Source organism: Methylobacterium sp. 4-46 (assembly GCF_000019365.1).
In the GTDB taxonomy this organism is placed as follows: Bacteria; Pseudomonadota; Alphaproteobacteria; order Rhizobiales; family Beijerinckiaceae; genus Methylobacterium.
In genome coordinates, this window is record NC_010511.1 from 4,715,208 (window position 1) to 4,740,320 (window position 25,113).

The following is a 25,113-nucleotide window of genomic DNA, read 5'->3' on the forward strand; positions in this document are numbered from 1 at the left end:
GGCGAGAGATGGCAAGGCTTGGGTTGTGCTGGGATTGCCGCGCTTTCGAGACTGCAGGCCGAGGCGTCGGCGCTGCAGGTTAAGGGCGAGGCGGCGCGGACTCGCGAGTTTGCGCGCGGCCCTCGCGCACGCGACCGGACCGTCCCCTGAGGTTAAGAGCCCCTAACACAACCCGCCTTTCGCCCGCGGCGCTTCTACGGGAACGATTGTGAACCGGCTTGGTACTGCTCTATGAGCCCGCCCTCCTGCTGGCCAGCCTGCGGTGTTCCGGCGTGCTGATCGGGGGAGGGCTCGCGACGAGGAGGCGGCTCGGACCAGTTCTCTCGGCCTACCTTGTGAAGCTCAGTGGGCCGGGTGGTCACGTGTGGGCAGCGCGCACGGGAAGGGGATCGCGGCGCTGGCTTGTGGCCCACTGAGATCCCTATCAATTCGGTTGCGCGCGAACCTCGCCCAGATCGCCGAGATCCTCAGCGTATCGCTGTCGACGACCGCCCGTAGGAGTGCCCTCGCAGGCTTTGTGAGCGTGGCAGCTTTGCTCCAGCGCCATGACCCACCCCTTGGCGATGTAGCCGCGAAGCCGGACGGTATGAAGCGCGGCCTGCCAATGCCGCGGAGCGTCGCTATCCGGAGGTTGGCCATGCTCAAGCTGATGGACAGCTTGCCTCTGCCATTCCAGCATCATCTGTGCGCGCTGCAGATCAGTATGCATGGCTCTCCTCCTGAAACGACGGGCAGATTCAACGTTCAACACTGGCCTCCGTGCGCGATCCGAACACATTGACGCTGAGGCACTCGCCCTCGGAATGCAGCCCCTGGACCCGCTCCACTCGTCACCTACCTTCAACGGTGCGGACATGATCCAACGAAGGGGTTCAGTGATGAGTTCTCCGTCACAGTTTGAGGTCCCGGCTCAGATGCGGGAGTTGGCCGAGAAAAGTGTCGCTCAGGCGCGACAGGCGTTCGACAGCTTCATCAACGGGGCGCGAAAGGCGGCTGCGGCAACTCAGGAATCCGCGGAAGCTGCACACGGCAGAGCAAAGGAAATGTCGGCTCAGGGCTTTGAAGCTGCTGAGCAGAGCGTCAACGCGGCACTCGATTTCGCTCAGAAGCTCACTCAGGCCAAGAGTGTGCAAGAAGCGATGCAGCTACAGTCAGAGTACATGAAAAGCCAACTGGCAACGATGCAGCAGAATGCGCAGGAGTTCGGGGGTAAAGCACAAGACGTGTTTAAGCAGGCCGCTGAACTTGCAAAGAGTGCCGTGCAGGGCGCTGTGGATCAATCCCATACATCTATGGAGCAGGGAGGAGAAAAGCCACAGAACGATCGAAGCCGCGAGTGAGAGCACCGAGCGTCGCCGCTGTCCTACACGTGCTGGCCAGAGCCCGCTTCCAGCGATACTAGGCGCGGCTACGCACCTTGCCCTCCTGCGCCAGGAGCCCTGCGAATAGGCGCGGATTCACAACAGGTCGTGCTGCACCTCACTCAGTTCCGAAAGCTGAAATTGCGCCCCGCGCTATCGTTGAAGGCAGCCACGGGAAGGCCAAGCGTGGTGGCCATCTCAGATGGACATGGGTGCCGAGAGAGGTGCCGTTAGCACGCTCTCTCGGCATCCATTTTCTCGTGTAGGATTAGTGAAAGACACCAAGAAGCCAAAGGACTAGAATGATAGGCAGCGGAATGCCGAGCAGCCACAGAAGTCCGCCTTTGAACATGATACTCTCCTACTCGGTCCCTACTTGCCCTTGATCGCATCTTTGATGCCACCAACAGCATTCTGGACCTTGCCCTTCACCTGATCGACAACGCCTTCGCTGCGCAGCTTCTCGTCGCCCGTAAGCTTGCCTGCGCCTTCCTTGACCTTGCCGCCGAGGTTGGTAGCAGAACCTTCCACCCGATCTTTGTCCATGGTGTCCTCCTGTCTCGCCAGGGAGCCTCACGCTTAAGTAAGGGAACCAGCCCACAGGACATTCAGTTCCAAATTCTGAGCCTGAATTTACAGGACCGGCTGTCGCTTCTTGCAGCAGGGCTGCTGGAGGCTAACTCGATGCTCGGATTTCTACTTGGCGATTTGTCAAGCTTGATTGCCCAGCACGGGCGCTGGATCGTGGCCCTGGTGATCGGCCTGGAGAGCATGTGCCTGCCGCTGCCCGGTGAGACCTGCCTCGTCACCGCATCTGTTTACGCGGGCGCAACGGGCAATCTGACCCTGCTGGGCATTATCATGGCAGCGGCGGCCGGCGCTGTGATCGGTGACAGCTTAGGGTTCTGGGTCGGCCGGAGCCTCGGGCAGGGGCTTGTCGCGTTGTTGGACGCGGCTGCGAGAACACCTGCGTTGGCCAGTTTCAGGCCGCCACGCCAGCGGCGCGGCGCCACGTCCCGAATGCCTCGGCCCGAAAGAGCCGGTGCGTAGGAGCCGAGACAAGGTGACGAGGAACTGTGAAGGTGTTGTAGGTGACCACGTGCATCGACAAGAGTCGTTGAGCTGAACAGGGCGACTTGAAGCCCTGCACCTTCGCCTCTCGTCGTCGCACCGGGACATGCGAACTCTCGGCCCGGTTGTTCGCCCGCTTGTGCTGGACTTGCTCCGTCCGGCCCAGCTTCAACTCACGAAGCGCGGCGCTGTAGGCCGGGCACTTGTCCGTAACCCACGCCTCGGGTGCCATGCCCTGCTTCTTCGGCAGCTGTTAGCGTCTCATGCGCCTACTCGACCCTACCATGCGGGATGAGAACGGACGCGTGCTTCCGGCGCGGGGGTAGTGAGCTGGGTGAGCAGGGCGGTCCGGAGGGTTTCAGGTACCGGAGCTGCCAAATGTCTGCCGCGGGCAGCTGCACCAGTAAACGGCGGAGATGCGCCACTTCCAGACATTCCAAGAGTGCTGACCGAATGGCCGCACGGCATTCGAAACCGGACACTCCGAACGCCCAGGTATGAGGTCCCAGGCCCTCGGTGATCGTCCCTTTCATGTCAATCGGAAACGTGAGCGCGTTCCCAACACGTATTGTGGGCCGCGAGTGGTGGTCACAGGAGTTGGAGAGGATTTAGACGGGGTGCGGTCCATGCTGCAGCTTGTCCCATCGCCCGCCTGAGCAACGCCCCGTGCAGCCTCGTCAACCCTACTGGTTCGTGAGCTTCACATCACCGACGTCGGCCACGTCCGTTGCCGAGGAGCAGGGCCGCCGTCGCGGCCAAGCCGGCAGCAACCCCCGCCGTCGCCAGTGGGTGCAAGGTCGCCCGGGTGTAAGCGCTGGTGCGCATGACGGGGATCGGCGCATCGCCGCGCACCTGCCCGGCGCCCCTGGGGGGCATGCAGCGCGCCCGTCGGGTCTCTGGGCGCCTCGGACCGCTTCTGCAGCGCGATAATGGCCGGTGCGAACTCGTCGTAGGCACCGGGGGCGAACTCCTTGCCCATCACGAACAGCTTGCCGGCCCCGCCCACGAAGATGTCGCGCTGCGGGTGCACGGCCGCGTGCAGGATGGCGTTGGCCACTTCCTCGGGCGGGTAGACCGGCGGCGGCAGCATCGGTTCGCGGTCCGTGTAGTTGCGCGCCCGGTTCGGCAGTGGCGTATCGATGGAGGCAGGTTTCACCAGCGTGACGGAGACCGGCGCGCCCTCCGCGATCAGCTCCATGCGCAGCGTGTCGGTGAAGCCCTTCACCGCGTGCTTCGAGGCGGCGTAGAGACCCTGGAACGGGAAGGCGAGGTCGGAGCCGATGCTGCCGACGTTGATCAGAGCACCACCGTGCTCCCGCAGGTGCTCGGCTGCCACGAGGGAGCCGTAGACGGTGCCCCAGAAATTGGTCCGTATCAGCCGCTCGTGGTCCTCCGGGGCGATCTCGCGCAAGGGTCCGTAGACGGTTAGGCCGGCCACGTTGACCCAGGTGTCGAACCCGCCGAACGTCGCGAGGGCCTTGTCGGCGATGGCCTGGACGTCCTCCCGGCGGCCGACATCGGCAGCGACGTAAACGGTTCGGGGGTCGAGTTCCTCGGCCACCTGCGCAAGCACGTCCTCGCTGCGGGCGGCGAGGACGACCCGGGCACCCCTCTCGACTGCCATGCGAACTGTCGCCAAGCCGATGCCGCTCGATGCCCCGGTGACCACGATGACTTGGTCGCGCAACGGCTTGTGTCTCATGCCCGGCGTGCTCCTTTTCCTGGCGGTCACGGAGCTACGCGCGACGAGACAGGGCGTTGCTGCCTGCGCGGTTTTCGCGCGCCGGCTAGGATCAGGCCGTGCCGGTTAGCACCGGTGACCGGCCAGCTACGGGCCGAGCCCCGGCCGGCGGGCACAGCAGGAGCAGCCTGTCGCCGTCCCCTGCCGCGTCTAGCTCGTGATCGGATGACCAGAAGTCGAGCCGGCCGTCGACCCGGATGACCAGCAGGGACGGTGCACCACAGGCGGCCTCCGCGCCGGCAGGCGCGACCGCGAAGCGCCAGCCTGCGGCATGGCGCTCGGCCAAGCTCTCGAAATCAAGTCCGCCATCTCCCAGTACTTTGCCCCGCACGTCCCGGCTCACGCCCGTCTCGGCGTGCAGGAGGTGATCCGCCGAGGGCGCGAGTTGGTAGACCCGCTCCCGGCCGAGCTCAGGAGCTAGGCGGGTGCAGACGAGCGCATTGTAGAGTTCATCCTGGGTCGCCGCGAGCAGGCGGTCCGGAGGTTGGTCGGCCAAGCTCTCCTCGGCCTCTCGGGAGAGAAGTTCGGCCTGTAGGACCGGCACCCCGCTGGCCCGGGCCGCGCGTAGGGCCCCTGGGTAGGTGTCGACTAGCAGCACCGGCACGCCCGCGTGGTGAAGCGTCAGAGCCAGCTCGCTCGACCACGGCGATGCGCCCACGATGGCGAGGCGCTCCGCTTCGGCAGCGACTGAGAGACCGAACCGGCGTGCGAGCGGCCCGAGCGAGAAGCCGTGGGCGAGGACCGTCGCGACGATGACCGCGAACACCGTCGGCTGGATCAGATCGCCGCCAGCGTAGCCCGCCTCGCTGAGCCTCGGGCCAGCCAGACCCGCTACAGCCGCCGCCACGATACCGCGAGGGCCGATCCAGCCGACAAACAGGCGCTCGCGCCAGGTCAGGTCGCTGCGCCACGTCGCCAGCCAGATCGCAGCAGGGCGCACCAAGAACAGCGTCGCGGCCGTGAGTGCGAGGATCGGCAGGGAGAGCTTGCCCAGCACCGCCCGATCGAGGTCGGCGGTGAGCACGACGAACAGGCAGGACACCAGCAGGACTACCAGCGCCTCCTTGAAGCGGCGCAGCTCCGCGATACCTGGGACGTGAAGGTTGGCGAGCGCGATGCCGAACACCGTCGCGCCGATCAGGCCGGCCTCGTGCATCAGGAGGTTCGGCAGCACATAGGTGACCAGCGCGAGCGCCAGCAGCGAGGGAGTCTTCAGGGTCTCGGGCACGAGGTCGCGTCGGAACGCCCAGGCCACCAGGAAGGCCGAGCCCGCTCCGAGCACCGCCGCGGCTAGTGCACCCGCCGCGAGGAGCAGCGCCAGGTCCGAAATGGCCTCGCCTCCCGTGCGGTGGGGAAAGCCGACCAGGATCTCGATAACGATGGCGGTCAGGATGGCACCGACGGGATCGTTGACGATGGCCTCCCACTTCAGGAAAGCCGAAGAGCGCCGCTCCAGCCGTGTGTGACGCAGCAGCGGCAGGATGACCGTGGGGCCGGTCACCACCAGGATCGCGCCGAACACTGCGGCTGGTCCCCAAAGCAACCCTCCGATCCAGTGCGCCGCCGCCGTCCCGAGCACGAAGTTGAACGGCAATGCCACGGCCGTGAGCCGCAGCACGCCTTCGCCGGCGGCCCGCAACTCGCGAAAATCGAGAGCAAGGCCGCCCTCGAAGACCACGACTGCGACGGCAAGGCCGACCAGCGGGCGCAGGTTTGGCCCGAACGCCTGGGACGGGTGCAGGAGGCCGAGCACCGGGCCGACGAGGAAGCCGAGGCCGAGCAGCAGGACGATGGCCGGGATGCGGAGCCGAGCGGCGAGAACCTGAGCGGCGATGCCGCCGGCGGCGATGCACAGGACCGCCGTCGCTACACCCTGCTCCATCAGTCAGCCTCCCGAGCACGTGCCGGGCTGGGCCGGCGCGGAACTAACGTGCACCGGCGCCGACGGTCCCATGCGCCATGGGATCAGCCGCCTGCCGCAGGGCTCCCGGGTTGCCGAGCAATGTCGCTCATTCTCCCACGTTCGACTTCGGCTCGGCCGACGGCTCAAATGCGCCACTTCCGGACATTCGATGAATGCCGCCGAAACGGCCGCTCAACACCCAATACCGGTCAGTCGATTTTTAGCGGCAACCTTTTTGGCACTCCCGCCTATCCGCGTGAGGGCGGCGTAGGTAACCGACGATGCCGGCGCTATGCAGTTGCTGGACGACCTGGGAGGGGCCGCGCGCCGGATAGCAGGCCTTCCCCATGGCTGTTCAGTTGGGAGGTTGTGTGAGAAGCGCAGTCGTGCCACGAAACGTGAGAACAATCTTCTACATGACACACATCGCGGCGAGCGGACCGAGCAGGGGATATGCACCCCCTGCAGCCCTGCCAATTTATCATCAACTTCAGTCACAGGATACGAGTTGACCTATGACACCATTGGTAGATGTTTGTGGTTTGGCCCTGCCATCGACGTGGCGCCATGGGCCTTTCGCCACAACCTGACCGCACGCCGCAACTGACATCCGAATTCTAGGACAGCCTTGCCCCATCTCGACGGATCAACCCTCAGTCTCGCCTGGGCCCTTCCCTTTGCCGGTCTGCTCCTCTCGATAGCGCTGCTTCCACTCCTCGCTCCGAAGCTCTGGGAGCACGGCTTCGGTGCGGTCGCTGTGGTCTGGGTCGCAGCCTTCCTGCTGCCCTGCGCCGTGCGTTTCGGCGCCGGGACAGCGGCAGCCGAGATCTGGCACACGGCGGTCTCGGAGTACCTGCCGTTCATCATCTTGGTCTTCGCACTGTTCGTCGTGGCCGGCGGCATCCGCGTCGTCGGGAATCTCATCGGGACACCCGCCACCAACACGGCAATCCTGGCGCTCGGCAGCCTCGCTGCGAGTTTCCTCGGAACCACAGGGGCCGCGATGCTCCTGATCCGCCCCCTGATCCGCGCCAACGAGGACCGCGCACACACATCTCACGTCTTCGTCTTCTTCATCTTCCTGGTGGCCAATATCGGCGGTTCGCTGACGCCGCTCGGGGACCCGCCGCTGTTCCTCGGATTCCTGAGGGGCGTCGACTTCCTCTGGACGATGCGGGCACTTCTGGGACCCATGACGCTCGCGGTCGCGATCCTGCTCCTGCTCTTCTACTGCATCGACCGGTATCAGTGGCGCCGGGAAACCGAGCCGATCGAGAGCCGTGCGCCGCGCCAGATCCGGATCGAGGGCCTGCACAACGTTATCTACCTCGCCGGCATCGTCGCGGCCGTCCTGGCGAGCGGCCTATGGACCTCGGGCCTCTCGGTGCCGGTCGGCTTCGGGAGCGCCGTGTCGCTCGAGAGCCTCGCGCGTGATGCCGTCCTGCTCGGCCTCGGCTACCTGTCGTTTCGGACAACGGCGGCCGGCATCCGCCTCGAGAACGCGTTCACGTGGACGCCGATCCGCGAGGTTGCGGTCCTGTTTGCGGGCATTTTCGTCACCATGATCCCGGTCCTCGCCATCCTGCGCGCTGGACGCGCGGGAGCCCTGGCGCCACTCCTCGCCATCGTCACGGGCCCGGACGGCAGGCCCGTTGACGCCGCCTATTTCTGGCTGACTGGTGGGCTGTCGAGCTTTCTCGACAACGCCCCGACCTACCTGATCTTCTTCGATCTCGCTGGCGGCGACCCGGTCTCGCTAATGGGACCGCTGGCCCGCACGCTCACGGCGATCTCGGCAGGCGCCGTGTTCATGGGCGCGAATTCTTACATCGGCAACGCACCAAACTTTATGGTCAAGGCAGTCTGCGAGGAGAACGGCATCAGAATGCCGAGTTTCTTCGGTTATATGCTCTGGTCGGGATGCATCCTGGTCCCTCTGTTCGGCCTCCTCACCCTCGTCTTCTTCACCTGATCCAGCACGCGAGGCCGTCAGCGCGACCAGCCTTCCGGGATGCGCGCTCCGGCCGGCGGGCTCGGTCCGGCGCGATGTCCCCGGCTTTGTGGCGAAAATCGTTGCCAGGCCGCGGCTGGCGCGCCTTCTCGGGGTGACAAGCGATCCGGGCACGGTAAGGTCGTCGCAAAATGTTGGGAGGAAGGATGATGGTCCTGCGCCGCAGAGTGCTGGGAATTCTATCCGCGACGTCACTTCTCGCGGCACTGCCGTTCCTGGGAGTGTCCTCCGCCCATGCGGCAGGTTGGCCCGAGCGGCCGATCACCCTTCTGGTGCCCTGGGCGGCGGGTGGCGGCACCGATGCGACGGCGCGCATCATCGGATCCCTGATCGAGAAGGAACTCGGACAGCCAGTCAACGTCGTCAATCGGACGGGCGGGAACGGCGTGGTGGGCCACACGGCCATCGCGAAATCGCAGCCGGACGGCTACACGATCGGCTTGGCGACCGTGGAAATCGCCATGCTGCACTGGCAGGGGCTGACGGCTCTGACAGCCAAGGACTTCACGCCTCTCGCCCTGATGAACCTCGATCCGGCGGGCGTGCAGGTGCGGGAGGACGCGCCCTACAAGACCGTCAAGGACCTGATCGACGACATCAAAGCTAATCCTGGCAAGCACAAGGCGTCGGGAACCGGGCAAGGCGGCATCTGGCACCTGGCGATCGCCGGCATGCTGGACAGTCTCGGCGCGGATCCGGCCTCCGTCCCCTGGGTGCCAAGCAACGGCGCCGCGCCCGGTCTGCAGGATCTCGTGGCGGGCGGCGTCACGATCGTGCCCTGCTCGATCCCGGAGGCGCGCTCCCTCATCGAGGCCGGCCGGGTGAAGAGCCTCGCCATCATGGACGAGACTCCGAATCCAATCTTTCCCAAGGTCCCGACCCTGAGGGCGGAGACGGGAAGCAGTTGGACGATTGGGGCGTGGCGCGGGGTCGTCGCCCCCAAGGGGCTGCCGGAGGACATTGCCAAGAAGCTGATCGCGGTCCTCGACAAAGTCTACAACAGCAAAGACTACAAGGATTTCATGGGTGGGCGCGGGTTCGGCATCCGCCATGCGGCCGGTCCTGATTTCCTGAGCTTCTGGGAGAAAAGCGATGCCGATCTCGGTGCCGTGATGAAGAAGGTCGGCATCGCCAAGTAGAACGGCAGGCGGCCCGCCCAATAGATCGTTAAGGAGGGGCGCGATGCGCGTCAACGATGCACTCATCGGGATCACCCTGTTGGTGATCGCGATCGGGGTGTTTCTCTACGCCCGCACCCTGCCGGCCATTCCCGGGCAGCAGTACGGGGCGGCCGCGTTCCCGATGCTCGTCGCGTGGGGGCTCGGCGGCTGCGGCGCGATGCTAGCCGTGGCGGGAGCGCGGAACTGGCAGGGAGCGATCAGCCCCGCACCCTGGATGCGCTCGCCGGCGGCATGGGGACGGCTCGCACTCACCCTGCTCCTCGTCCTGCTCTACATCGCCGGAGCGGATTCGCTCGGCTTCGTCCCGGTCTCGTTCATCATCCTCTTCGTCATGTTCACGATGCTCGGCGGGCGCTGGTGGGTCGCCGCCCTCGTCGCCGTTCTCGTAACGCTGATCGTTGCGAAGAGCTTCGGCAACCTCTTGCTCGTGCCCCTGCCGCACGGCTTTCTGTGGCTCTGACCTAGGGCACGACATGAACGCGATTGGCCAAGCCTTCGGACTCGTCTTCCGCTGGGACGTCCTGAGCATGATGGCGTTCGCCTCCGCCTTCGGGCTGTTCGTCGGGGCGACGCCCGGCCTCACGGCCACGATGGCGATCGCGCTCCTCGTGCCGGTCACCTTCTTCATGGATCCGATCCCGGCGATCGGCGCCATGGTGACGTGCTCGGCCATGGCGATCTTCGCCGGGGATATCCCGGCCGCGCTCCTGCGCATCCCGGGCACGCCGGCATCCGCGGCTTACGCGGACGAGGCCTACGCGATGACTCGCAAGGGCGAGGGGGAGATCGGGCTCGGTGCGAACCTGTTCTTCTCGGCTCTCGGCGGGCTCTTCGGCACCGCCGTCCTCATCGTGGCGGCGCCCTGGCTCGCCGAGGCCGCATTGAAATTCTCCTCCTTTGAGTATTTCTGGCTCGCTCTGCTCGGGCTCACCTGCGGCGTGTTCATCGGGGCCGCGAACCCGGTCAAAGGGCTCGTCAGCCTATTTATCGGACTCCTGATCTCAACTGTCGGCCTGAACAACCCGGCAGGGGTGCCCCGCTTCACCTTCGGCAATGTCGATCTGATGGGCGGGATCGAGTTCATTCCGGCGATGATCGGGCTCTTCGCCGTGTCGGAGGTGCTCCGGGCCGTCGTGTCCGACAGCAAGCTGGCAGGAGTGCCGCAACTCATTCAGGGCAGCCTGTTCCGGAACTGGGGCGGGTTGCTGGTTCAGTACTGGCCCCAGCAGCTGCGCGGGAACATCGTCGGGACGATCATCGGGGCTCTCCCGGGGGCCGGCGCGGACATTGCGGCCTGGGTCAGCTACGCGGTGTCGAAGCGGTTCTCGAAGACGCCCGAGAAGTTCGGGACCGGTCACGTGGAGGGCATCATCGAGAGCACGTCGTCGAACAATGCGGCCCTCGGCGGCGCCTGGGTGCCGGCGCTCGTGTTTGGCATCCCGGGCGACAGCATCACGGCCGTTGTGATTGGTGTGCTCTACATGAAGGGAATGAATCCTGGCCCCACGATGTTCCTGAACAATCCGCAGAACATTTACGCCGTATTTATTATCTTCATTTTGGCAAATCTCCTGATGATTCCGTTGGGCTGGCTCGCTATCAAGAGCGCGAAAGAGATACTGCGCGTGCCGCGGCACATCTTGATGCCTTGTATTCTGATTTTTTGCATTGTGGGCGCCTTCGCGGTCAACAACGCCGTGTTCGGTGTCGTCGTGATGCTGGCCTTTGGCGTGCTGGGTTTCCTGATGGAGGAGAACGGGATTCCCGTCGCGCCGGCGATCCTTGGCATCGTCCTGGGCTCGATGGTGGAGGAGAACTTCGTGACCTCGATGATCAAGGCGAACGGCAACCTCGCCGCCTTCTTCGAGCGCCCGATCGCAGCCGGACTTGGTATTCTGACGATTCTCGTCTGGGTGTCGCCGCTGCTTCTCATCGTGTGGCGCAGGCGGGGAGCGCTCTTCGCCTAATCGGTCCTGATCGGCCACGACGCGCCTCGAATTCTTCGATAACTCTGCTAGATCAGGCGGGCTTGTGCGCTGCGCGCTGCTCGCCTCAAGGCGGCCAGCCGCCGCTGGAGAGTGAGGCTCGATACGAGATCCGCTTGATCAACTCCGATCCCGCATTGCAAGCCCGCGCGGCAGGGCTGCGCTCCGCACGCCTGAGCGAAGCACGACTTTCGAATAGCGAAGCGATCAACCGAACGGCATATGAGTGTTCTGATCGGTAGCGAATCGTTCTCCATCTGCGGCGGCCTAGCCGACGGAGATGTCGGGGCACGCGACTGACGATCAGGCAGTTGTCAAAGCGTGGTCATTGCACGGACCCATGCCAGTGAGGATCATGGGTCTGTACCGCCCGCAGTTTGTGAGACACCGATTTCCAGCCTACGCGGCCAGAGCCGCGGGTGAAAGCTGTGCGGCACGAATGGCTGCCGGTGGGCGGAACCCGTGCCGCTCGATCAGCCACGTCTCGTTGTAGATCTCGCGGAACGCCAGCAGGGCGCGGCGGAGGTCTTCGACCGTGTCGAAACTGTCCACCCACAGCAGGTTCTCCTTGAGCGTGCGGATGAAACGCTCGGCGCAGCCGTTGCCCTCCGGCGCCCGCACGAAGGCGGGCGAACTCGCGATGCCCAGGAACGCCAGTTCCGCCTGGAAGGCGTCGGACATGTACTGGCTGCCATGGTCGTGCCGGACACTCAGGCCGGAAGCACTCTTGGCCGCGAAGCTGCCGAAGCGCTGCCGCACACCCTGGCGGATCGGCTCCAGCGCCTCGAAGCGCGTGGCCCGCCGCGCCGCATGAACGCCCACGCACTCGGCCGAGCAGTGGTCGACGGCCACGAACACCGCGACTTGGCCCTCGCCGGTCCAGGTGGTGGTCAGGTCGGTGCCCCACATCGTGTCCACTGCCTCCGGGATGATGGTGCCGTCGTGCGTGCGTGGGCCGCGCGGCGCGCCGACGCGCGAGGGGGCGAGCAGATCATGGTCGCGCATCAGGCGCAGCACGCGGCGCTTGGAGGTGCGCACGCCCTTGTGGCGCAGGCGCGCCCAGACCTTGCGGTGACCCTCGCCGTGAAAGGGGCTGCCGGTGAGGGTGGCGCGGATCTCGTCGAGCAGCGCCGCATCCGGCATCGGCCCAACCGGGCCGGGACGCCGCGCCGGCTCCGGCCGCGCGGGTGAGAGATGCCGGTGGACGGTGGCGCGCGACAGGCCCCAGATCCGGCAGACGCGGGCCAGCCCGTAAGCTTTGCCACTGACGGGGGAGAGGACCTGGCTCATGGCCGCGACCTCCTGCGGGCCAAAGGGCCGGGGCCGCGCGCCTCCAGAGCCGTGATCTTGGCCTCCAGCAACTCGCGCTCCAGCAACATCTCGCCGAGCCTGGCCTTCAGCCGCCCGCTCTCCAGCGCTTCCGCATCGGTGGGCCGGGTGGACAGGCTCGCCTCACCCGCTGCCAGGAAGGCGTCGCGCCAGCCCGACAGGGTCGCGGCGGTCACGCCCAGGCTGCGCGAGATAGTCTCCAGGTCCTCACCGCGCAGCAGTCGCAGTACGGCATCCCGCTTGCGCTGCCGGGACATCCTCCCGCCCCGGCCGGGACCGACCGCATCGGCACCCGCCCTCGTGTATGTGGTCATCGTCCTCACCCCTGTCGCGGAGACCGTCCGCTAACGGGGTGTCTCAAGCAACCGTGGGGCGGAGGAGCCTATAGGCGACGATGCGGACCGATGCGCTGCAGGGCGCCGGCGCCACGTGTTCCCTGACACGGAGGGCCGCCTGCTCGTGGCCGAGGTCTCACCTGATGATCACTGGAATAGATATACCGGTGGCCGTTCTTGGGCCCTCCTGCAGTGCCGACCGCATTACGCAAGCCGGCGCAACCGTGCCTGAGATTACCACGTCGGGCGAGGGGGGAGAGGCTGCCAAGCTTCGCCGTGCGTTCGAGGCGTTGAGTCAACGAGCAAACGTGCAGCTGGATCAGCCGCAACCGCGGACGCGGTGACGAGGCGCCTGAGCCCTTCGCGCTCTCCTTCTTCGTTCTGACGCTGCCGCCGAATGCCACGACGCCCGCCCCCGACCGGCAGAGCAGTTGAGCGCGGCTCCTTGGGACAGGTGCACTGATCGGCTACCAAACGGTCTCGCTTTCTCTTGGCGGAGGTTTGCGGATTGACACCGTTTTCGGCCTTTGCCTGAAAGGGAGTGTCTCTTAGAGGGAGACTCTCGAAGCGAGAGTCTTGCTAAGCGTGAATTGCTCTCAGAGCGAGCTTTTATCTTTCAGTCTGTTTCTCGTATTTATGTTATGTCCGGATTTTACCCAAAGCTTGCGATGCATCTGCCAGCATTACTTGACATCGACGTCGGCTTCCTCCATTCCATGGGCACCCCGGCACAGCCCGCACCTCGACGACCGGACTCGTGAGGGATGGCCTCGTGCCGCCGGCTACGACGGCGGGTGCCAGGGGACCGGACGCCATTTGGTTTGCGTGCCGGCTTGGAGCCGCGGGCAGGAGCCCGCGCTCATCGGCATGATGCGCCTGGTGCTCACTCAGAGCAAGGACCGGAGAGCTTGTTCTCCGGAAAGGAGATCTCGTGACCGCTTCACAGCGAAAGCTGAAGATCGCCCGCAATCCGAGCCTCATCGACAAGAACAGGGCCGGTAACCCGTCTCTGTTCGCTCACGGCTGGGAGAACGTCGAGATCACCCTCGATGAGTTCATTGTCGCAACAACCCAGCGCGGCTGGGCCTACTGTGCACAGCTCGGAGGTGCCCGCAAGGGAAGCAACTTCCTCGCCTGCAACATCGCCTCGGTCGATGTCGACCACGGCCCCACCATCGAGGAGGCGCTCGCCAACAGGCTCGTCCGGCAGCATGCCCTCCTGATCTACACGACGCCCCGGCACACGCCGGAAGCGCACCGCTTCCGGGTCGTCTTTCTATTGCCCGAGACGATCACCTGCGCGCGCCGGATGAGAAATATCAGCCGCGGTCTGACCCGATCTCTCGGCGGTGACATGGCGGCTACCGACCCCACCCGGATCAGCTTCGGCCACCGCGGGGCAGAGGTGCACCACATCGGCGGCGAGCTCACTCCCGAGCTCCTGCGCGAGCTGATCTCCGACGCCGCCCTGCCCGAGAACACCGACCTTCCGGCTCACGAGATCGTCAGCCGCCGGTCGTGCGTGACGCTTGCCCCGGATCAGGAGCTGCACTTGGCCGACGGGCGGCGGCTGCCGCTGTGCGAGGTTCCGCCGAGGACGGCCGTGCACTGCCCCGTTCACCCGGACGAGAACGCGAGTGCCTTCGTCATCCAGAACCGGCACGGTGTACCGGGCGTCTACTGCTCGACCTGCTCGAAGAGCTACTGGCCGCAGGAGCGGCGGCACGACCCGTGCGATCCCGACGAGTTCGTTCGGACAGCCCGGGCGATCGCGGCCGGCGCTGTGCCCGTCCCACCCGACGCGGAGGTCTGGCCGGTCTCAGACGCGGCCAGCCATGAAGAGCTCACCGGGTGCAGGGTCCGCATCGTCTCCGGGCAGGCCGCCCCCGCAGAGCTGCTGCCCGGCATCACGCTCGTGCGCAGCGACAAGGGCACGGGCAAGACCGAGGCCATGAAGCGGCTGAGTGCCCGTGCGGGAACGGTTCTGCTCGTGGGCCACCGACGCACCCTCATCCGGGGGAGCTGCAAGCGGCTGGACATGCGCTGCTACCTCGACCTGAACAAGACGGGCACCAAGCCCGGTGCGGGACCGGAGCGTGACACGGCCTCCCTGATGGGCTTCATGTCGGAGGAGGAGGATGAAGATTAAGACGAAAAAGGCCGCCAAGAACCGACCCTACCGCAAGCGTCGCAAGCTGCCGAGGCGCTACGGCATCTGCCTCGACAGCCTGCATCAAATCTCGCTTCAGGATGGTTTCCGCCTCGTTATCATCGACGAGTCCGAGCAGGTCTTCGCCCACCTCCTCTCCAAGACGATCACCTCGCGCGGCAACCAGGAGCGCATCTACAAGATCTTCCGCGAGGCGGTGCGACGGGCCACGCATGTCGTGGCACTCGACGCGGACCTTGGCTACCTCACCCACAACACCCTCGCGCGCATGGTGAGCGGGTCCGGCGCGACCGGCAACCTGCAGCCGCAAAAGCCGATCCGTCTCTGGATCAACGAGACGCCGGCGACCGACCGCAGGACGATCGAGCTCTACGCCAACAAGAACCACCTCGTCGCCGACCTGATGCAGGCCGTGGCGGAAGGCAAGCGGTGCTTCGTCACCGCGAACTCGAAGAAACTGATCGACAAGCTCGCGGCCGAGATCCGCGATCGGTTCGGCGACACCCGGCGGATTATCAAGATCACGCGCGACACCGGGTCAGAGGGCGAGGTGCAGGACTTCGTCGCGAACGCCGCCGCCCGGGCGGTCACCTACGACGTCATCCTCTGCTCGCCCTCGCTCGGCACGGGCGTGGACATCACCTTTCCTGGCAAGGCCAAGCGCGTGGATGTGGTGTTCGGCTTCTGCGAAACGGGGGTCAACACGCACCTCGACTTCGACCAGCAGCTCGCTCGTGTCCGCCATCCCCGGATCATCAAGGTCTGGATCACGACTCGCCGTTTTCACTTCGAGACGCATCACGACGTGGTGCGGCACGACATCCTGCGGGCCGGGCTGTACAAGGACCTGCTCGACGACTTCGGCGATGACGTGCGGCCGCGCTTCATCCAGCACGACCCGCTGATCGAGATGGCGGTCCTGATCAAATCGGCCGAGCGCGCCTCGAAGAACGATCTGCGCGGCAACTACGTGCGCTACAAGCAGGCACAGGGCTGCACCTTCGTCCACATTGACAAGAACCTCGAGCGCAGTGTCGCCGGTTATGCCGCCCTCAAGCGCGGAGAACACCTGGCGGACGAGGAGCGCGTTGCCCGGATCATGGTGGCGCCGGTACTGACGCGGGCCGAAACTGATCGGGTTCGAAAAGCGATCGAGGCCGGCGACGTGATCGCGGAGGCAGCCCGCTGGTCCCACGAGCGCACGTGCTTGGAGTTGTTCTACCGCGCAGAGGCATCGCCGGAGCTGATCCGTGCCGATCGCAGCGGCAGGCGCCGAGAGGAAGTCCGGTTGTTTGAGCAGGTCACCGGCCTCGTGCCCGAGGTCCTGCCGACGGACCCGCTCGAGTCGTTGCACCGGGATCTGAGCTTCGTGGGCGATGCCAGGCAGGATCTCGCTCCGGCTCTCGTTCGGGCCTTTCGGCTGACACCTCTGTGGCGGGAGCGTCGGCACTACCGGCTCTTGGACGGGGTCACGGAGGGGGAGCGAGGTCGGCTTGTTCCGCACCCGGATGCGGTGCGACTGGCGATGGCCGGGCGAGTTGCGGGATCGTTCGACGCCGAGGTGATCTTCGACACCCATGACCTTCGGGCATTCGCGCAGTTCATGATCGACAACAAGGGGCCGCTGGAGAACCTGCTCGGTCGCGAGGTTCGCTCCGACGTCCTGAGGAAGCCGGTTCAGCAACTGGGGCAGATGCTCGCCCTGATGGGTCTCGCTCTCAGGAACGTCGGCTCACGGAAAGTCTCGGGCCGGAAGATCCACCGCTACAGGCTCGACGCGACCTCCCTGTCCGCGATCGAGGAGATTGCGGCCCGGCGCAGGGTGAAGACGGGCTGGGCGTTCCTCGTGGACCACTATGGGCAGCACATCGACCCCGAGGCGTACGACAATTGGAGTGAGGCCGAAGAGGAGATCGCGCGCGCCACCGAGTTCATTCGGGGGACAACGCGGCACATTACAGAGCGGGAGGATGAGTAATCTCTATAAAAATCGCCTCGTTGTCTCCCAGCCGCCTTTGGTCGCGAGGAGGGGACAACAGGGGACATTACAGGGAGAGGGAAAGATGATCTCTATAAAAATGGCCCCGTTGTCCCCGCGGCGGGGGTCGGGAGAAGGGGGGAGGGGGCTGTCGGCCCCCGGATCGCGGGTGGATCCGGGTCCCACTCCGGCGGATTGTTACGATCCGCCGTGATCTCCGCCGGTGAGAGCAGGGGGCGGGTGCTGATCCCGCCCTCGGCCCGACCGCCCCGCGCTGGCTCCATGATGCCGGGCCTTTCGCTCCTTTCCCCCATTCCAAGCTGGCCCCATTTCCCGATGAGCCGCAGCCACCTGTCCCGCGACGCCGGGCTGTTCCCGTCCGAGGCTGAGATCGCGCGGCGGCTCAGCCAGACACCGCAAGAATGGGCCGCCAAGGCCATAGTGCTCGAGCGTGACGGATTGCCCCGCGTCGACCCCCTGATGGGCGGCAGGTTCTGGCCGGCGGTCCGCGCGTACTTCCTGGCGCGGTATGGTCTTCCCGGTGCCGAGGCGCTCGCGCCCGACGGCCCGGAGAATCTCGATGCCCTCTAAGTCCCGGACACCCGGCCTCAAGAAGCGCGGCAGGCCTGGTGGAACAGTCTGGATCGGGTGGTTCGCCCCCCACCGCGCCGTCGAGGTCGGGTTCCGGCCCCCGGTGGTCCGCTTCCCGTACTCACCCGAGAACCCGGATCACCGCCCCCTCATCGAGGCCGCCTGCCAGCGCCTGCAGGCCGAGATGCTGGCCTTCCTGGCCAACCGCGGCCGCGACAAGGCCCGCTTCGACGGCACCATTCTCGCCCTCTCCCGCCGCTACCAGACCGACCCGGCAAGCCCCTTCCAGCGCCTCAAGCACAACAGCCGGCACAAGGACACCTATACCCTCAAGCTGATCGAGGCCGCGGTCGGCAAGCGCGCGCTCGCGGCCCTCAAGATCGGCGACTTCTACAGGTGGTACGACGAAGCCAAGAAGCCGAAGGTGCCCGGCGGTCCCGAGCGGGTGCGCCGCGCCTGGGGCATCATCAAGAAGCTGCGCGAGCTGTTCGCCTATGGTGTCATGGCCGAGCTGCCCGAGTGCGAGCGCCTCTACACCATCCTCAAGCACGCCCGATTCGCCCAGCCGGCACGCCGCCGCGTGGTCATGCAGCTCGCCCACGTCGAGGCCTTCATCGCGCGGGCGCTCGCCATGGGCCGCCTTTCCCTCGCGCTCGGCACCGCCATCCAGTTCGAGACCGCCATGCGGCAGAAGGACGTCATCGGCGAGTGGGAGCCCATCCCGGCCGGCGCGGCCGCGCGCGAGGGCGGGTTCATGCTCAACGGACGGCGCTGGGTGCGGGGCCTGACCTGGGCGGATCTCGCGGCCGACCTCGTGATCCGCAAGGCCACCACCAAGACCGGCGCCTTCGCCGCCCACGACCTGAAGCTCTGCCCGCTCGTGCTCGACCTGCTGGAGCGAGTGCCGCCGGAGCGGCGGTCGGGTCCGCTGATCATCGACGAGGTCGCCGGGCGGCCCTACGCCGAGTCGGCCTACGGCCGCGAGTGGCGGGTGGTGGCGCGGGCGGCGGGCCTGCCGAGTGAGATCTGGAACATGGACGCGCGGGCCGGTGCGATCACCGAGGCGGAGGAGGCGGGGGCAGACCTCGACCACATCCGCTCGGCGGCGGCCCATGCGCAGACGGCGACGACGCAGCGCTACTCGCGGGGTGCGGTGGGCAAATCGCGTCGGGTCGCGGAGATGCGGCTGGCGTACCGGGCCGAGCGCGGCCGGGCGTGAGGGGCCACCTCGGGAGGCGCTTCCTGAGGGCCGCCGCAGCCATTTGCTTCGGACTTATAGCTCACGCCAGCTCTTGGGGGGCCCTCACACAGCTACTTGGTCATTTGCCCGGCCTGCTCAGGCTTAACGGCGACCCGCTTCGAGAATGTGGCTACCTGGTCCGCATGATGCCTTAAGTCGCTGGCCGGTATCGCCCCCAGTCCCTGGGGAGCGGCGTTCTTCGCCATCACGACCGCCTTCCACGGGGCCGCAGACATCGCGGCGGCCAGGATCCCAAGTGCCAGGGCTACGACGCCCAGCGCTCCGCCCACCAAATCAGCCCACTTCTCCAGTCGTGGAATGACGAACAAGCCGACCAGGAACACGCCGGTGGCGATGAGGGGAAACACGAACGACGAGGACACGGGGGGGCCTCCTGGGCGCGCTGTAGAGGGGCGAGGAACGCCTCTGGTCACGCCAGGATCCGGCGCTGATCCTTACTCGTCGTCTGGGTCGACGCGGTACGGACGGCGCTCGCCGTAGTCGCCGTAGGATGGGGCTGGAGGGGGTCGGCGGATTAGCCGCAACGGTCTCGTCCCCACACGAGCTGCCCCGCGGCGGGCCACCACATAGGCCAAGCTTCGCTCCTCCGGGTACAGTCCGCCCGTGTCCGAACTCATCGTGATGCTCTCCGGCGCTGCCGGCGCCCTCGCGGCCGTGGTCGCCATGCACCCGCGGGTCGAGCGCTTTTGGATCCGCCGCTTGATCCGGTGAGGGAGGCGGGTTTGATGAGCGACGACAAGAGCCCGCCCACCGCCTCCGGCGCCGACGACCCGCTGCTACGCGCGCTGTTAGGGGCTCTCTCGGCACCGATCGTCCCGAGCCGACCGGTGGTGCACACCCTTGATGTCGACGCAGACGAGGTGACGGCGCGTTCCCTGGAGGAGCACCCGCAGCTCGCCGGGAGCCTGCGCGAGGTCGGCACGGACGTTCAGCAGGTCGTGTCTGCCATCGTCATGCTCACCCAGAGAGGTAACTGCTGCGAGGAGCGGGATGATCTCGGGTGGTTGGACGCCACTCCGACCAGCGGGGATGAGGAGTAGCGGCTCCTCCTATGGTCACGGATCGACGTCCCCGTCGCCCGCGGGCAATAGGCTCCTCAGCCCGATCTCATCATCCGACAGGTCCAGCAGAGTGTCGGGCCGCCTCTTGGAGGGACACGCCTCCTGGTCACACGGGCGGACAAGGACGGTGCCCGTGGTAGCGGGATCCGAGGCCCGCGTGAGGAGTGACCGGATCGATCCTTCGCGCTCCAGGACCGCCGTACTCGAGTAAGCCATGAAGGCCAGGAGGCTGACAGCCCAGACCAAGATCGTCGTTCGAAACAGGCCGTCGGAGGGGAACGAGGCCGCCATGCGTCCTATCTCACGGCAGCCGGAGCGGCCGGACCCGTCACTTGTCTGCGTAGCTTCAGTCCACGCACTGCCCTCAGCGGCGCCAGGGTGAGCCGGAACGCGGCGCTGAGGATCAGAACGGTGAGGACCGTCAGGATCGTGGCGGCGATGCTGAGGATGCGCATCTTGTTCCCCCCTTGGGCCTGAGCGACAGGCGTTGGGCAGCAACACGCAAGGGCAAACGTGGCGAGAGTAAGGGTGCCCTCTTTTGCCACCGCGGCTGCTTCCGCTCAGAGGGAAGATGATGGCGGGGGCTTACGCTCTTCGCGGCCGCAGGACCGAGGCGCGCGGCACATCCACGACGGCAAAGGTCGAGGCCCGAGGGACGGATGGCTTGTTCGACGAGATCAAGGTCACCGGCCGGGGCGGCGGGGTGCAGGCGTGGGGTGGTCGGGAAGCCTGAGGCAAGGCCCGTAGGATCTATGCCCCCGCGGCGGCCAGTCCTGGCCGCGTGGCAAACACACTCCGTCTGTCTGCCGTACCAGCCCGCCCGGCGGCCCACCGGGCGGGCTCTTCGTCTCGCGCTGGGCACGCCAGGAAGATCGAGATCCGCTCGGCCACGCGCATTTGCGCCAAGGGGCATCCTTCCCCTGAACCTGCATCGCCGGTCAGCATTGTTTCCGGGCGGAGGGCTGCAAGATGCTGATCGATGCAAACGTGGATTGCACACCTGAAGAGGCGCGGGTCTTTCTCGGCCTGCCTGACCTGCAGCCACTCCAGGCCGCCGTCATGGCGAAGATGCAGGAGCGCATGCTGCAGGAGATGCACCGCTACTCGCCCGATAGGCTCATGAAGGCGTGGATGTCCGCAATGACTGAGCCGGCGAGGAGGCGCAGTGGCCCGCTGCAGCACAAGTCGCATCCTTCATCGCAGTAGCGCGGCGAGTCGAAGCTCACCCGCCGGGGCGGCGGGGCACAATCCGGGGCAAGCGTCAATGGTGAGATGAAACCGTTTGCGTGTAGACGAAGTTGACCTCCCAGTCCGCTTCATTCCAAGGGGCTTGGCATGGGTTTCGTGTTCTTCCTGGTCTTTGTTGGCCCCTGGGTCGTGCTCGCCGCGTTGGATGTTCTCGCACAAGCTAGACGAAAGCCATACTGATTTTAGCCCGACAGATGATGTTACCGCAGATCAAATCATGACATTCGACAACCGGGAGCAGCCCTCCTGGGCTATTATCTGGAATGAGAGATCCGCACAAGGAACTTCTAGACCGTACACAAGTACATATCGCACGAACAGAGCGGTGTTTAGCGTTCATTGACGCAGTTAGTGTCCAACTTGACGGAATGAATGCAGATCTGGGGCACATACCGGAAACGCGTACTTCCTTAATTCGAGACCTGAAAAAGCTGAAACGCCTTCGTTCGAAACTGTCACGGAGAAGATAACACTGCGGTCTGCTAATGACAAAATTCATCGGAGTAGGAAGCCAGCTTCCTGGCTGATCATCGAACCCCGAGCGGTCGCTTCGCACTGCCGCCACGTTCCTGCCGGCGCCTCCGACCGCCATAGATCATGACAGATAATTCGCCAGCCCGGCGCGACTCTCGACTGGCTCCCCGGCCGGACCGGCCCCCGGTCTTCCAGAGGCTGTCCGCGGGTTCCGTAATCGGTTCCGTGCATGTGCGTATGCGAATGGGCCGCCCTCACGCGCGCGAGGCCGAGCACAATCTTAACCCGTGGAGGGACAACCTGTGGGGTAGTCACGTTGCTTGGTGGGCGCTACAGGACCGGCTCACCTCACAGGAGAGACACACAGGATGGCCGAGGCTTCACGACGGCACGCAATCTATCGCCCGCTTCCGCCGACCCTGGTGATCTCACCGCCCGCCCGCCAACCCGTCGACGATGAAACGCAGCACCTGCTCATGCGCTTCGCGGCATTGAGTGCACGAGCTCTCGATCATGGTGATGCACAGCGGGCAGGCTGGATTGAGCAGATGGGACTGCGGGCTGTAGCTGCGCGGCTCAGATTCCAGGGTGAATCGCACTCGTAGAGGTGCGCTGGACGCCCCGCAATCTCGTGGGACGACCGGCAGTCACAGGTGGTCGTCCGACGGTGTCGGTCTCAATCGTGGCCAGTAGTCTCAAAGACTCGGCCAGCTCGGTGGCGGTCTCAAGCGGCAGCCCGGTCTGCGCGCGCCCGTTCACCCGGACCGGCTCGCCCGTATAGGGCAGTAGACGCCCCACCCGCCACGGTCATTTGCGAACCGTATAGTTGCGGTCTAGCATGTGGCTCTTCGAGCCAATTTGTTGCTGTCTTGACCAAGGCAACGCGTGGGGCTGATACTTGCTCCCGGGCTCCTCACGCTAGCGGGAGCGGGGCGGGAAGAGCTGACTGCCCACAGGTGAGAGAGGCGGCCTTTCCGCCAGTGACGGCAGTGACTTAGGTCCCAAATGCCGCGGCGGGGGCATCACTCCCGCGACGGCCAGGACGGCGTCACTTCACCAGCACAAGAAGCGCTCCGGCTGAGCTAACGCCTAAGGCCACGAACCCGGTCGCGAAACATAGAAGAAGGTTTGTTCGATCAGGAGCTGCGTTCAGATGCTCCTCGCGCCATGTCCGACCAGCCGCGAAAGCGTGACGTCTACGCATGGTCTGCCCCCTTGCGCGATGCAGACTCGTTCTGAAGGCGCAGAACTACGTCGGTAGAAACTACGTATGGAAAGTACGTTGTTTGCGGCGCCCAGCACGCTGTCACAGCGGGCGGAAACGATCGGCTGCAAGCCTTGGCCGACGCGGCGGCGCTCAGCCTGCAGAGCGTGCAGGCGGCCATGGGTGTTAGGTCGGAGTCCGAAGTGCGACAGCGCTTCGGCCGTGCTGATCTGCGCGAGATCCCTTTCCCCGAGCGTGGATCGCATCGTTCAGCCCGCACGGTCTTGCCGCTGTGGGCCTTTCTTGGGTGCCGGTCAGGGCCGGGGAGGGGCTCGCCTGAGCAGGCCGCCTCACTAATGCTCTGGTCCGAGCAGGTGCGGGTGGCGCTCGGCCAGGGCCGCGGCTTCGGCCGAGAGGTGCAGCGCCTTCACGCGGAGGCCTCGAACGCACTCGCGGCTGAGGCGCGCATTGGTTGTGTTCCCAGCGATAGCATCCGACTGAGCACTTGCCGCGAAGCGCAGCGCGGCCTTCTCGTGCAACTCGGCGGCGAGAAGAAGAGAGGCATAAGCCTTGCGGACTGGGATCTGGTTAGCCACGGCAACTAGCGAACGAGCAGGATTATGATAAGGCACGCTGAGGCCGTGGCCTAAGCAAAGACGATGAACATTACGGAAGTCGCCATGCTACATGCGACGCACGACCAGACCACTGTCGCCAGCATCGGATCACTCCTCCCCGTTTTAAGAGAAGCTTAACCATATTTCTGCTCTGTGTCCAAGGGGGCTGCATCAGGATCGAGCCCGTGCTCGGTGCGTATCCACCGGCACTATGACGCCGCCCGGGGACGATCCGGCAGCTGTAGATCGCGCCCACTAGAGTTGAGCCCTAAGTGGTATTCCAGTCGGTAACCAGCGGGCCTGAGGCCGACTCCGCCTCCCAAAGGCGTTTTTCAATCCGAGACCTTCAGCCCGCCCGGCCCTGCCGCGGCGGGCTTTTTCACCCACCTCGCCCGAGTTGCGCGCCGGTCGCGTCGCGGTAGTCTGGCCGCCTCTGCTGGGTTCACAACATGGGCCGGCGCGGACCACTCGCGGGTGTCCGAGACAATGGCGAGAGCCGGCGGCCCTCTCCGCAGCGGGGCGCGACCGGCACAGCTCACTCATTACATTAGGGCGAGTGAAACAGATAATATCCGCTCAGGTCCACGGCGTGCCGAGCCGCTTCACGGCAAAACCCAATCGGAAGATTATCCTTCCCAGAGACAGTCTGCCCGCGCTCCCAAAGGTCCTCCGTAAGAAACTTCGGTTTCGTCTTCGAGGCAGGCACAGCGCAGCGCAGTCCACGCTTGCATCTGCGCTCAGATACGATGTAGGCTTCGTCTTGCATCGAGCACAGCCGACTCATCTGGGCAGCAGCCAATTAGGCTTATGAGATGACAGGGTGCTGAACGATGTGTGCTAACGCTCGCCTCAGCGCCGTCCGCATCACGTTCACCAGCTCACCTAAGGCGTCTCAGCGTTAAATCCAGGGTGCTCGACACTGCTTACAACGATGCCGCCTAGCTATTGAACCACCTGCACAACGCCGCCGCGTTCCGCGGTGCGGGCCCGCCCTCGAGGAAGACCACCTCGGCGTCGACCGTGCACAGGAGGCCGCGCAGGCGCTTGCGGAGGTCCTCGGTCAGCCCGGGCACGATCACGCGGATAGCCGGCATGGGCGCAGGATGCGCCACGACGCGGCACGTGATGCCGATCTCGCACAGGTGGTCCAGTACCTCCGCGGCCTCCTCGGCAGCGACCTCGGCAAGATTCTTGGTGACGATCGCGGGATGCATCGGGGACATCTCCAGGGCGGGAGCACGCTGCTCGGCCGCACGGGACGTGCCCTTAACGAAGTCTTACCTGAATCCAGGCAGGCTGCCTGCTTCTCCCATGAGGGGAATGGCATGGCGCAGATCCGCATCCTCGACCCGCTGAGCGGTCGCGTCGTCTTGGTTGATCTGCCGCTGCCCGCTGCTACGCGCCCCGCTCCACGCCCGACCGAAGCCGTTCGGGAGCCGCGTCCAGGCCCGGTGCAGGGCACGACGGCGCCGGAGAAGCCGCAGACGGTGCCCCCGACCGCCGTTCCGGCAGCTTGAGGACGGTTCCGCTGGCCTCTCCGGTTCAGAACCCTCCCGCCCGGCGCAACCGCTCCAGGGCGGCTCCAAGTCCTG

At 65.6% G+C, this 25,113-nt stretch carries 18 protein-coding genes and 2 pseudogenes; 12 read left to right on the forward strand and 8 right to left on the reverse strand.

What is annotated here, in order from left to right:
- Window positions 1-424 precede the first annotated feature (424 nt).
- Window positions 425-709, reverse strand: coding sequence for a hypothetical protein (locus M446_RS35700; RefSeq protein WP_210161161.1), 285 nt, complete (start codon window positions 707-709; stop codon window positions 425-427).
- Window positions 710-878: 169 nt separating this feature from the next.
- On the opposite strand from M446_RS35700, the gene M446_RS35705 reads away from it, so the two are divergent.
- Window positions 879-1,340, forward strand: a complete 462-nt coding sequence (locus M446_RS35705) for a phasin (protein ID WP_083784717.1) — start codon at window positions 879-881, stop codon at window positions 1,338-1,340.
- Window positions 1,341-1,733: 393 nt separating this feature from the next.
- On the opposite strand, the gene M446_RS35710 is transcribed toward M446_RS35705, so the two are convergent.
- Window positions 1,734-1,907, reverse strand: coding sequence for a CsbD family protein (locus M446_RS35710; protein WP_012334016.1), 174 nt, complete (start codon window positions 1,905-1,907; stop codon window positions 1,734-1,736).
- Window positions 1,908-2,045: 138 nt separating this feature from the next.
- Between M446_RS35710 and M446_RS20465 the strand changes: the two genes are divergently transcribed.
- Window positions 2,046-2,411, forward strand: coding sequence for a DedA family protein (locus M446_RS20465; RefSeq protein ID WP_012334017.1), 366 nt, complete (start codon window positions 2,046-2,048; stop codon window positions 2,409-2,411).
- On the opposite strand, the pseudogene M446_RS35715 reads toward M446_RS20465, so the two are convergent.
- The 3 genes and pseudogenes from M446_RS35715 to M446_RS20475 form a co-directional block, all read right to left on the reverse strand.
- Window positions 2,344-2,685 (reverse strand): annotated as a pseudogene (locus tag M446_RS35715) (DDE-type integrase/transposase/recombinase); the annotation flags it as partial. The gene M446_RS20465 and the pseudogene M446_RS35715 sit on opposite strands and share 68 nt — an antisense overlap.
- Before the next feature lie 452 nt (window positions 2,686-3,137).
- Window positions 3,138-4,134, reverse strand: a pseudogene (locus tag M446_RS20470) (SDR family oxidoreductase).
- Between the two features lie 91 nt (window positions 4,135-4,225).
- The gene (locus tag M446_RS20475; RefSeq protein WP_012334019.1) at window positions 4,226-6,055 is read right to left on the reverse strand and encodes a cation:proton antiporter; all 1,830 of its coding nucleotides are present in this window, start codon (window positions 6,053-6,055) and stop codon (window positions 4,226-4,228) included.
- A 649-nt stretch (window positions 6,056-6,704) separates the two neighbouring features.
- On the opposite strand from M446_RS20475, the gene M446_RS20480 reads away from it, so the two are divergent.
- The 4 genes from M446_RS20480 (at window position 6,705) to M446_RS20495 (ending at window position 11,235) form a co-directional block, all read left to right on the forward strand.
- Window positions 6,705-8,048 carry a sodium:proton antiporter gene (locus M446_RS20480; protein WP_012334020.1) on the forward strand — a complete coding sequence of 448 codons (1,344 nt, stop codon included), beginning with the start codon at window positions 6,705-6,707 and terminating at the stop codon, window positions 8,046-8,048.
- A 185-nt stretch (window positions 8,049-8,233) separates the two neighbouring features.
- The gene (locus tag M446_RS20485; RefSeq protein WP_083784718.1) at window positions 8,234-9,226 is read left to right on the forward strand and encodes a Bug family tripartite tricarboxylate transporter substrate binding protein; all 993 of its coding nucleotides are present in this window, start codon (window positions 8,234-8,236) and stop codon (window positions 9,224-9,226) included.
- A gap of 43 nt (window positions 9,227-9,269) precedes the next feature.
- Window positions 9,270-9,728, forward strand: a complete 459-nt coding sequence (locus tag M446_RS34305; RefSeq protein ID WP_012334022.1) for a tripartite tricarboxylate transporter TctB family protein — start codon at window positions 9,270-9,272, stop codon at window positions 9,726-9,728.
- A gap of 13 nt (window positions 9,729-9,741) precedes the next feature.
- Complete coding sequence (locus M446_RS20495) at window positions 9,742-11,235, forward strand: tripartite tricarboxylate transporter permease (RefSeq protein WP_012334023.1); 1,494 nt, start codon at window positions 9,742-9,744, stop codon at window positions 11,233-11,235.
- Window positions 11,236-11,652: 417 nt separating this feature from the next.
- Here the strand turns inward: M446_RS20495 and M446_RS20500 are convergent.
- A protein-coding gene (locus tag M446_RS20500; RefSeq protein ID WP_076612169.1) for an IS3-like element ISMtsp5 family transposase occupies window positions 11,653-12,896 on the reverse strand; the annotation gives its coding sequence in 2 pieces (ribosomal slippage) (window positions 11,653-12,572 and window positions 12,572-12,896; 1,245 coding nt in all).
- A gap of 952 nt (window positions 12,897-13,848) precedes the next feature.
- On the opposite strand from M446_RS20500, the gene M446_RS20510 reads away from it, so the two are divergent.
- From M446_RS20510 to M446_RS20530, 4 genes are all read left to right on the forward strand, one after another.
- Window positions 13,849-15,066 (forward strand): hypothetical protein, encoded by a 1,218-nt coding sequence (locus M446_RS20510; RefSeq protein ID WP_012334024.1) that lies wholly within the window; start codon window positions 13,849-13,851, stop codon window positions 15,064-15,066.
- On the forward strand, window positions 15,056-17,065 hold the full coding sequence (locus tag M446_RS20520; protein ID WP_012334025.1) for a plasmid replication protein, CyRepA1 family: 2,010 nt from the start codon (window positions 15,056-15,058) through the stop codon (window positions 17,063-17,065). The genes M446_RS20510 and M446_RS20520 overlap by 11 nt, the downstream gene beginning before the upstream one ends.
- A 336-nt stretch (window positions 17,066-17,401) precedes the next feature.
- Window positions 17,402-17,656, forward strand: coding sequence for a hypothetical protein (locus M446_RS20525; RefSeq protein ID WP_043702601.1), 255 nt, complete (start codon window positions 17,402-17,404; stop codon window positions 17,654-17,656).
- Window positions 17,646-18,875, forward strand: a complete 1,230-nt coding sequence (locus M446_RS20530) for an integrase (RefSeq protein ID WP_012334027.1) — start codon at window positions 17,646-17,648, stop codon at window positions 18,873-18,875. Before M446_RS20525 ends, M446_RS20530 begins: the two co-directional genes overlap by 11 nt.
- A 92-nt stretch (window positions 18,876-18,967) precedes the next feature.
- Here the strand turns inward: M446_RS20530 and M446_RS20535 are convergent, their stop codons facing one another.
- Window positions 18,968-19,279: a hypothetical protein gene (locus tag M446_RS20535; RefSeq protein WP_012334028.1), complete on the reverse strand. Its 312-nt coding sequence runs from the start codon at window positions 19,277-19,279 to the stop codon at window positions 18,968-18,970.
- Window positions 19,280-19,642: 363 nt separating this feature from the next.
- Here M446_RS20535 and M446_RS20540 point away from each other — a divergent pair, with 363 nt between their 5' ends.
- Together M446_RS20540 and M446_RS20550 are read left to right on the forward strand one after the other, a co-directional pair.
- Window positions 19,643-19,957 (forward strand): hypothetical protein, encoded by a 315-nt coding sequence (locus tag M446_RS20540; RefSeq protein ID WP_043701466.1) that lies wholly within the window; start codon window positions 19,643-19,645, stop codon window positions 19,955-19,957.
- Window positions 19,958-20,947: 990 nt separating this feature from the next.
- Window positions 20,948-21,184, forward strand: coding sequence for a DUF6489 family protein (locus tag M446_RS20550; RefSeq protein WP_012334033.1), 237 nt, complete (start codon window positions 20,948-20,950; stop codon window positions 21,182-21,184).
- Between the two features lie 3,275 nt (window positions 21,185-24,459).
- On the opposite strand, the gene M446_RS20560 is transcribed toward M446_RS20550, so the two are convergent.
- Complete coding sequence (locus M446_RS20560) at window positions 24,460-24,735, reverse strand: hypothetical protein (RefSeq protein WP_012334035.1); 276 nt, start codon at window positions 24,733-24,735, stop codon at window positions 24,460-24,462.
- Between the last annotated feature and the right edge of the window lie 378 nt (window positions 24,736-25,113).

Excerpts from the sequence above, each read along its gene's own strand:
- M446_RS35700 (WP_210161161.1), bottom strand. The coding sequence starts at position 709 with ATGCATACTGATCTGCAGCGCGCACAGATGATGCTGGAATGGCAGAGG.
- M446_RS35705 (WP_083784717.1), top strand. The coding sequence starts at position 879 with ATGAGTTCTCCGTCACAGTTTGAGGTCCCGGCTCAGATGCGGGAGTTG.
- M446_RS35710 (WP_012334016.1), bottom strand. The coding sequence starts at position 1,907 with ATGGACAAAGATCGGGTGGAAGGTTCTGCTACCAACCTCGGCGGCAAG.
- M446_RS20465 (WP_012334017.1), top strand. The coding sequence starts at position 2,046 with ATGCTCGGATTTCTACTTGGCGATTTGTCAAGCTTGATTGCCCAGCAC.
- M446_RS20475 (WP_012334019.1), bottom strand. The coding sequence starts at position 6,055 with ATGGAGCAGGGTGTAGCGACGGCGGTCCTGTGCATCGCCGCCGGCGGC.
- M446_RS20485 (WP_083784718.1), top strand. The coding sequence starts at position 8,234 with ATGATGGTCCTGCGCCGCAGAGTGCTGGGAATTCTATCCGCGACGTCA.
- M446_RS34305 (WP_012334022.1), top strand. The coding sequence starts at position 9,270 with ATGCGCGTCAACGATGCACTCATCGGGATCACCCTGTTGGTGATCGCG.
- M446_RS20495 (WP_012334023.1), top strand. The coding sequence starts at position 9,742 with ATGAACGCGATTGGCCAAGCCTTCGGACTCGTCTTCCGCTGGGACGTC.
- M446_RS20520 (WP_012334025.1), top strand. The coding sequence starts at position 15,056 with ATGAAGATTAAGACGAAAAAGGCCGCCAAGAACCGACCCTACCGCAAG.
- M446_RS20525 (WP_043702601.1), top strand. The coding sequence starts at position 17,402 with ATGAGCCGCAGCCACCTGTCCCGCGACGCCGGGCTGTTCCCGTCCGAG.
- M446_RS20530 (WP_012334027.1), top strand. The coding sequence starts at position 17,646 with ATGCCCTCTAAGTCCCGGACACCCGGCCTCAAGAAGCGCGGCAGGCCT.
- M446_RS20540 (WP_043701466.1), top strand. The coding sequence starts at position 19,643 with ATGAGCGACGACAAGAGCCCGCCCACCGCCTCCGGCGCCGACGACCCG.
- M446_RS20550 (WP_012334033.1), top strand. The coding sequence starts at position 20,948 with ATGCTGATCGATGCAAACGTGGATTGCACACCTGAAGAGGCGCGGGTC.
- M446_RS20560 (WP_012334035.1), bottom strand. The coding sequence starts at position 24,735 with ATGCATCCCGCGATCGTCACCAAGAATCTTGCCGAGGTCGCTGCCGAG.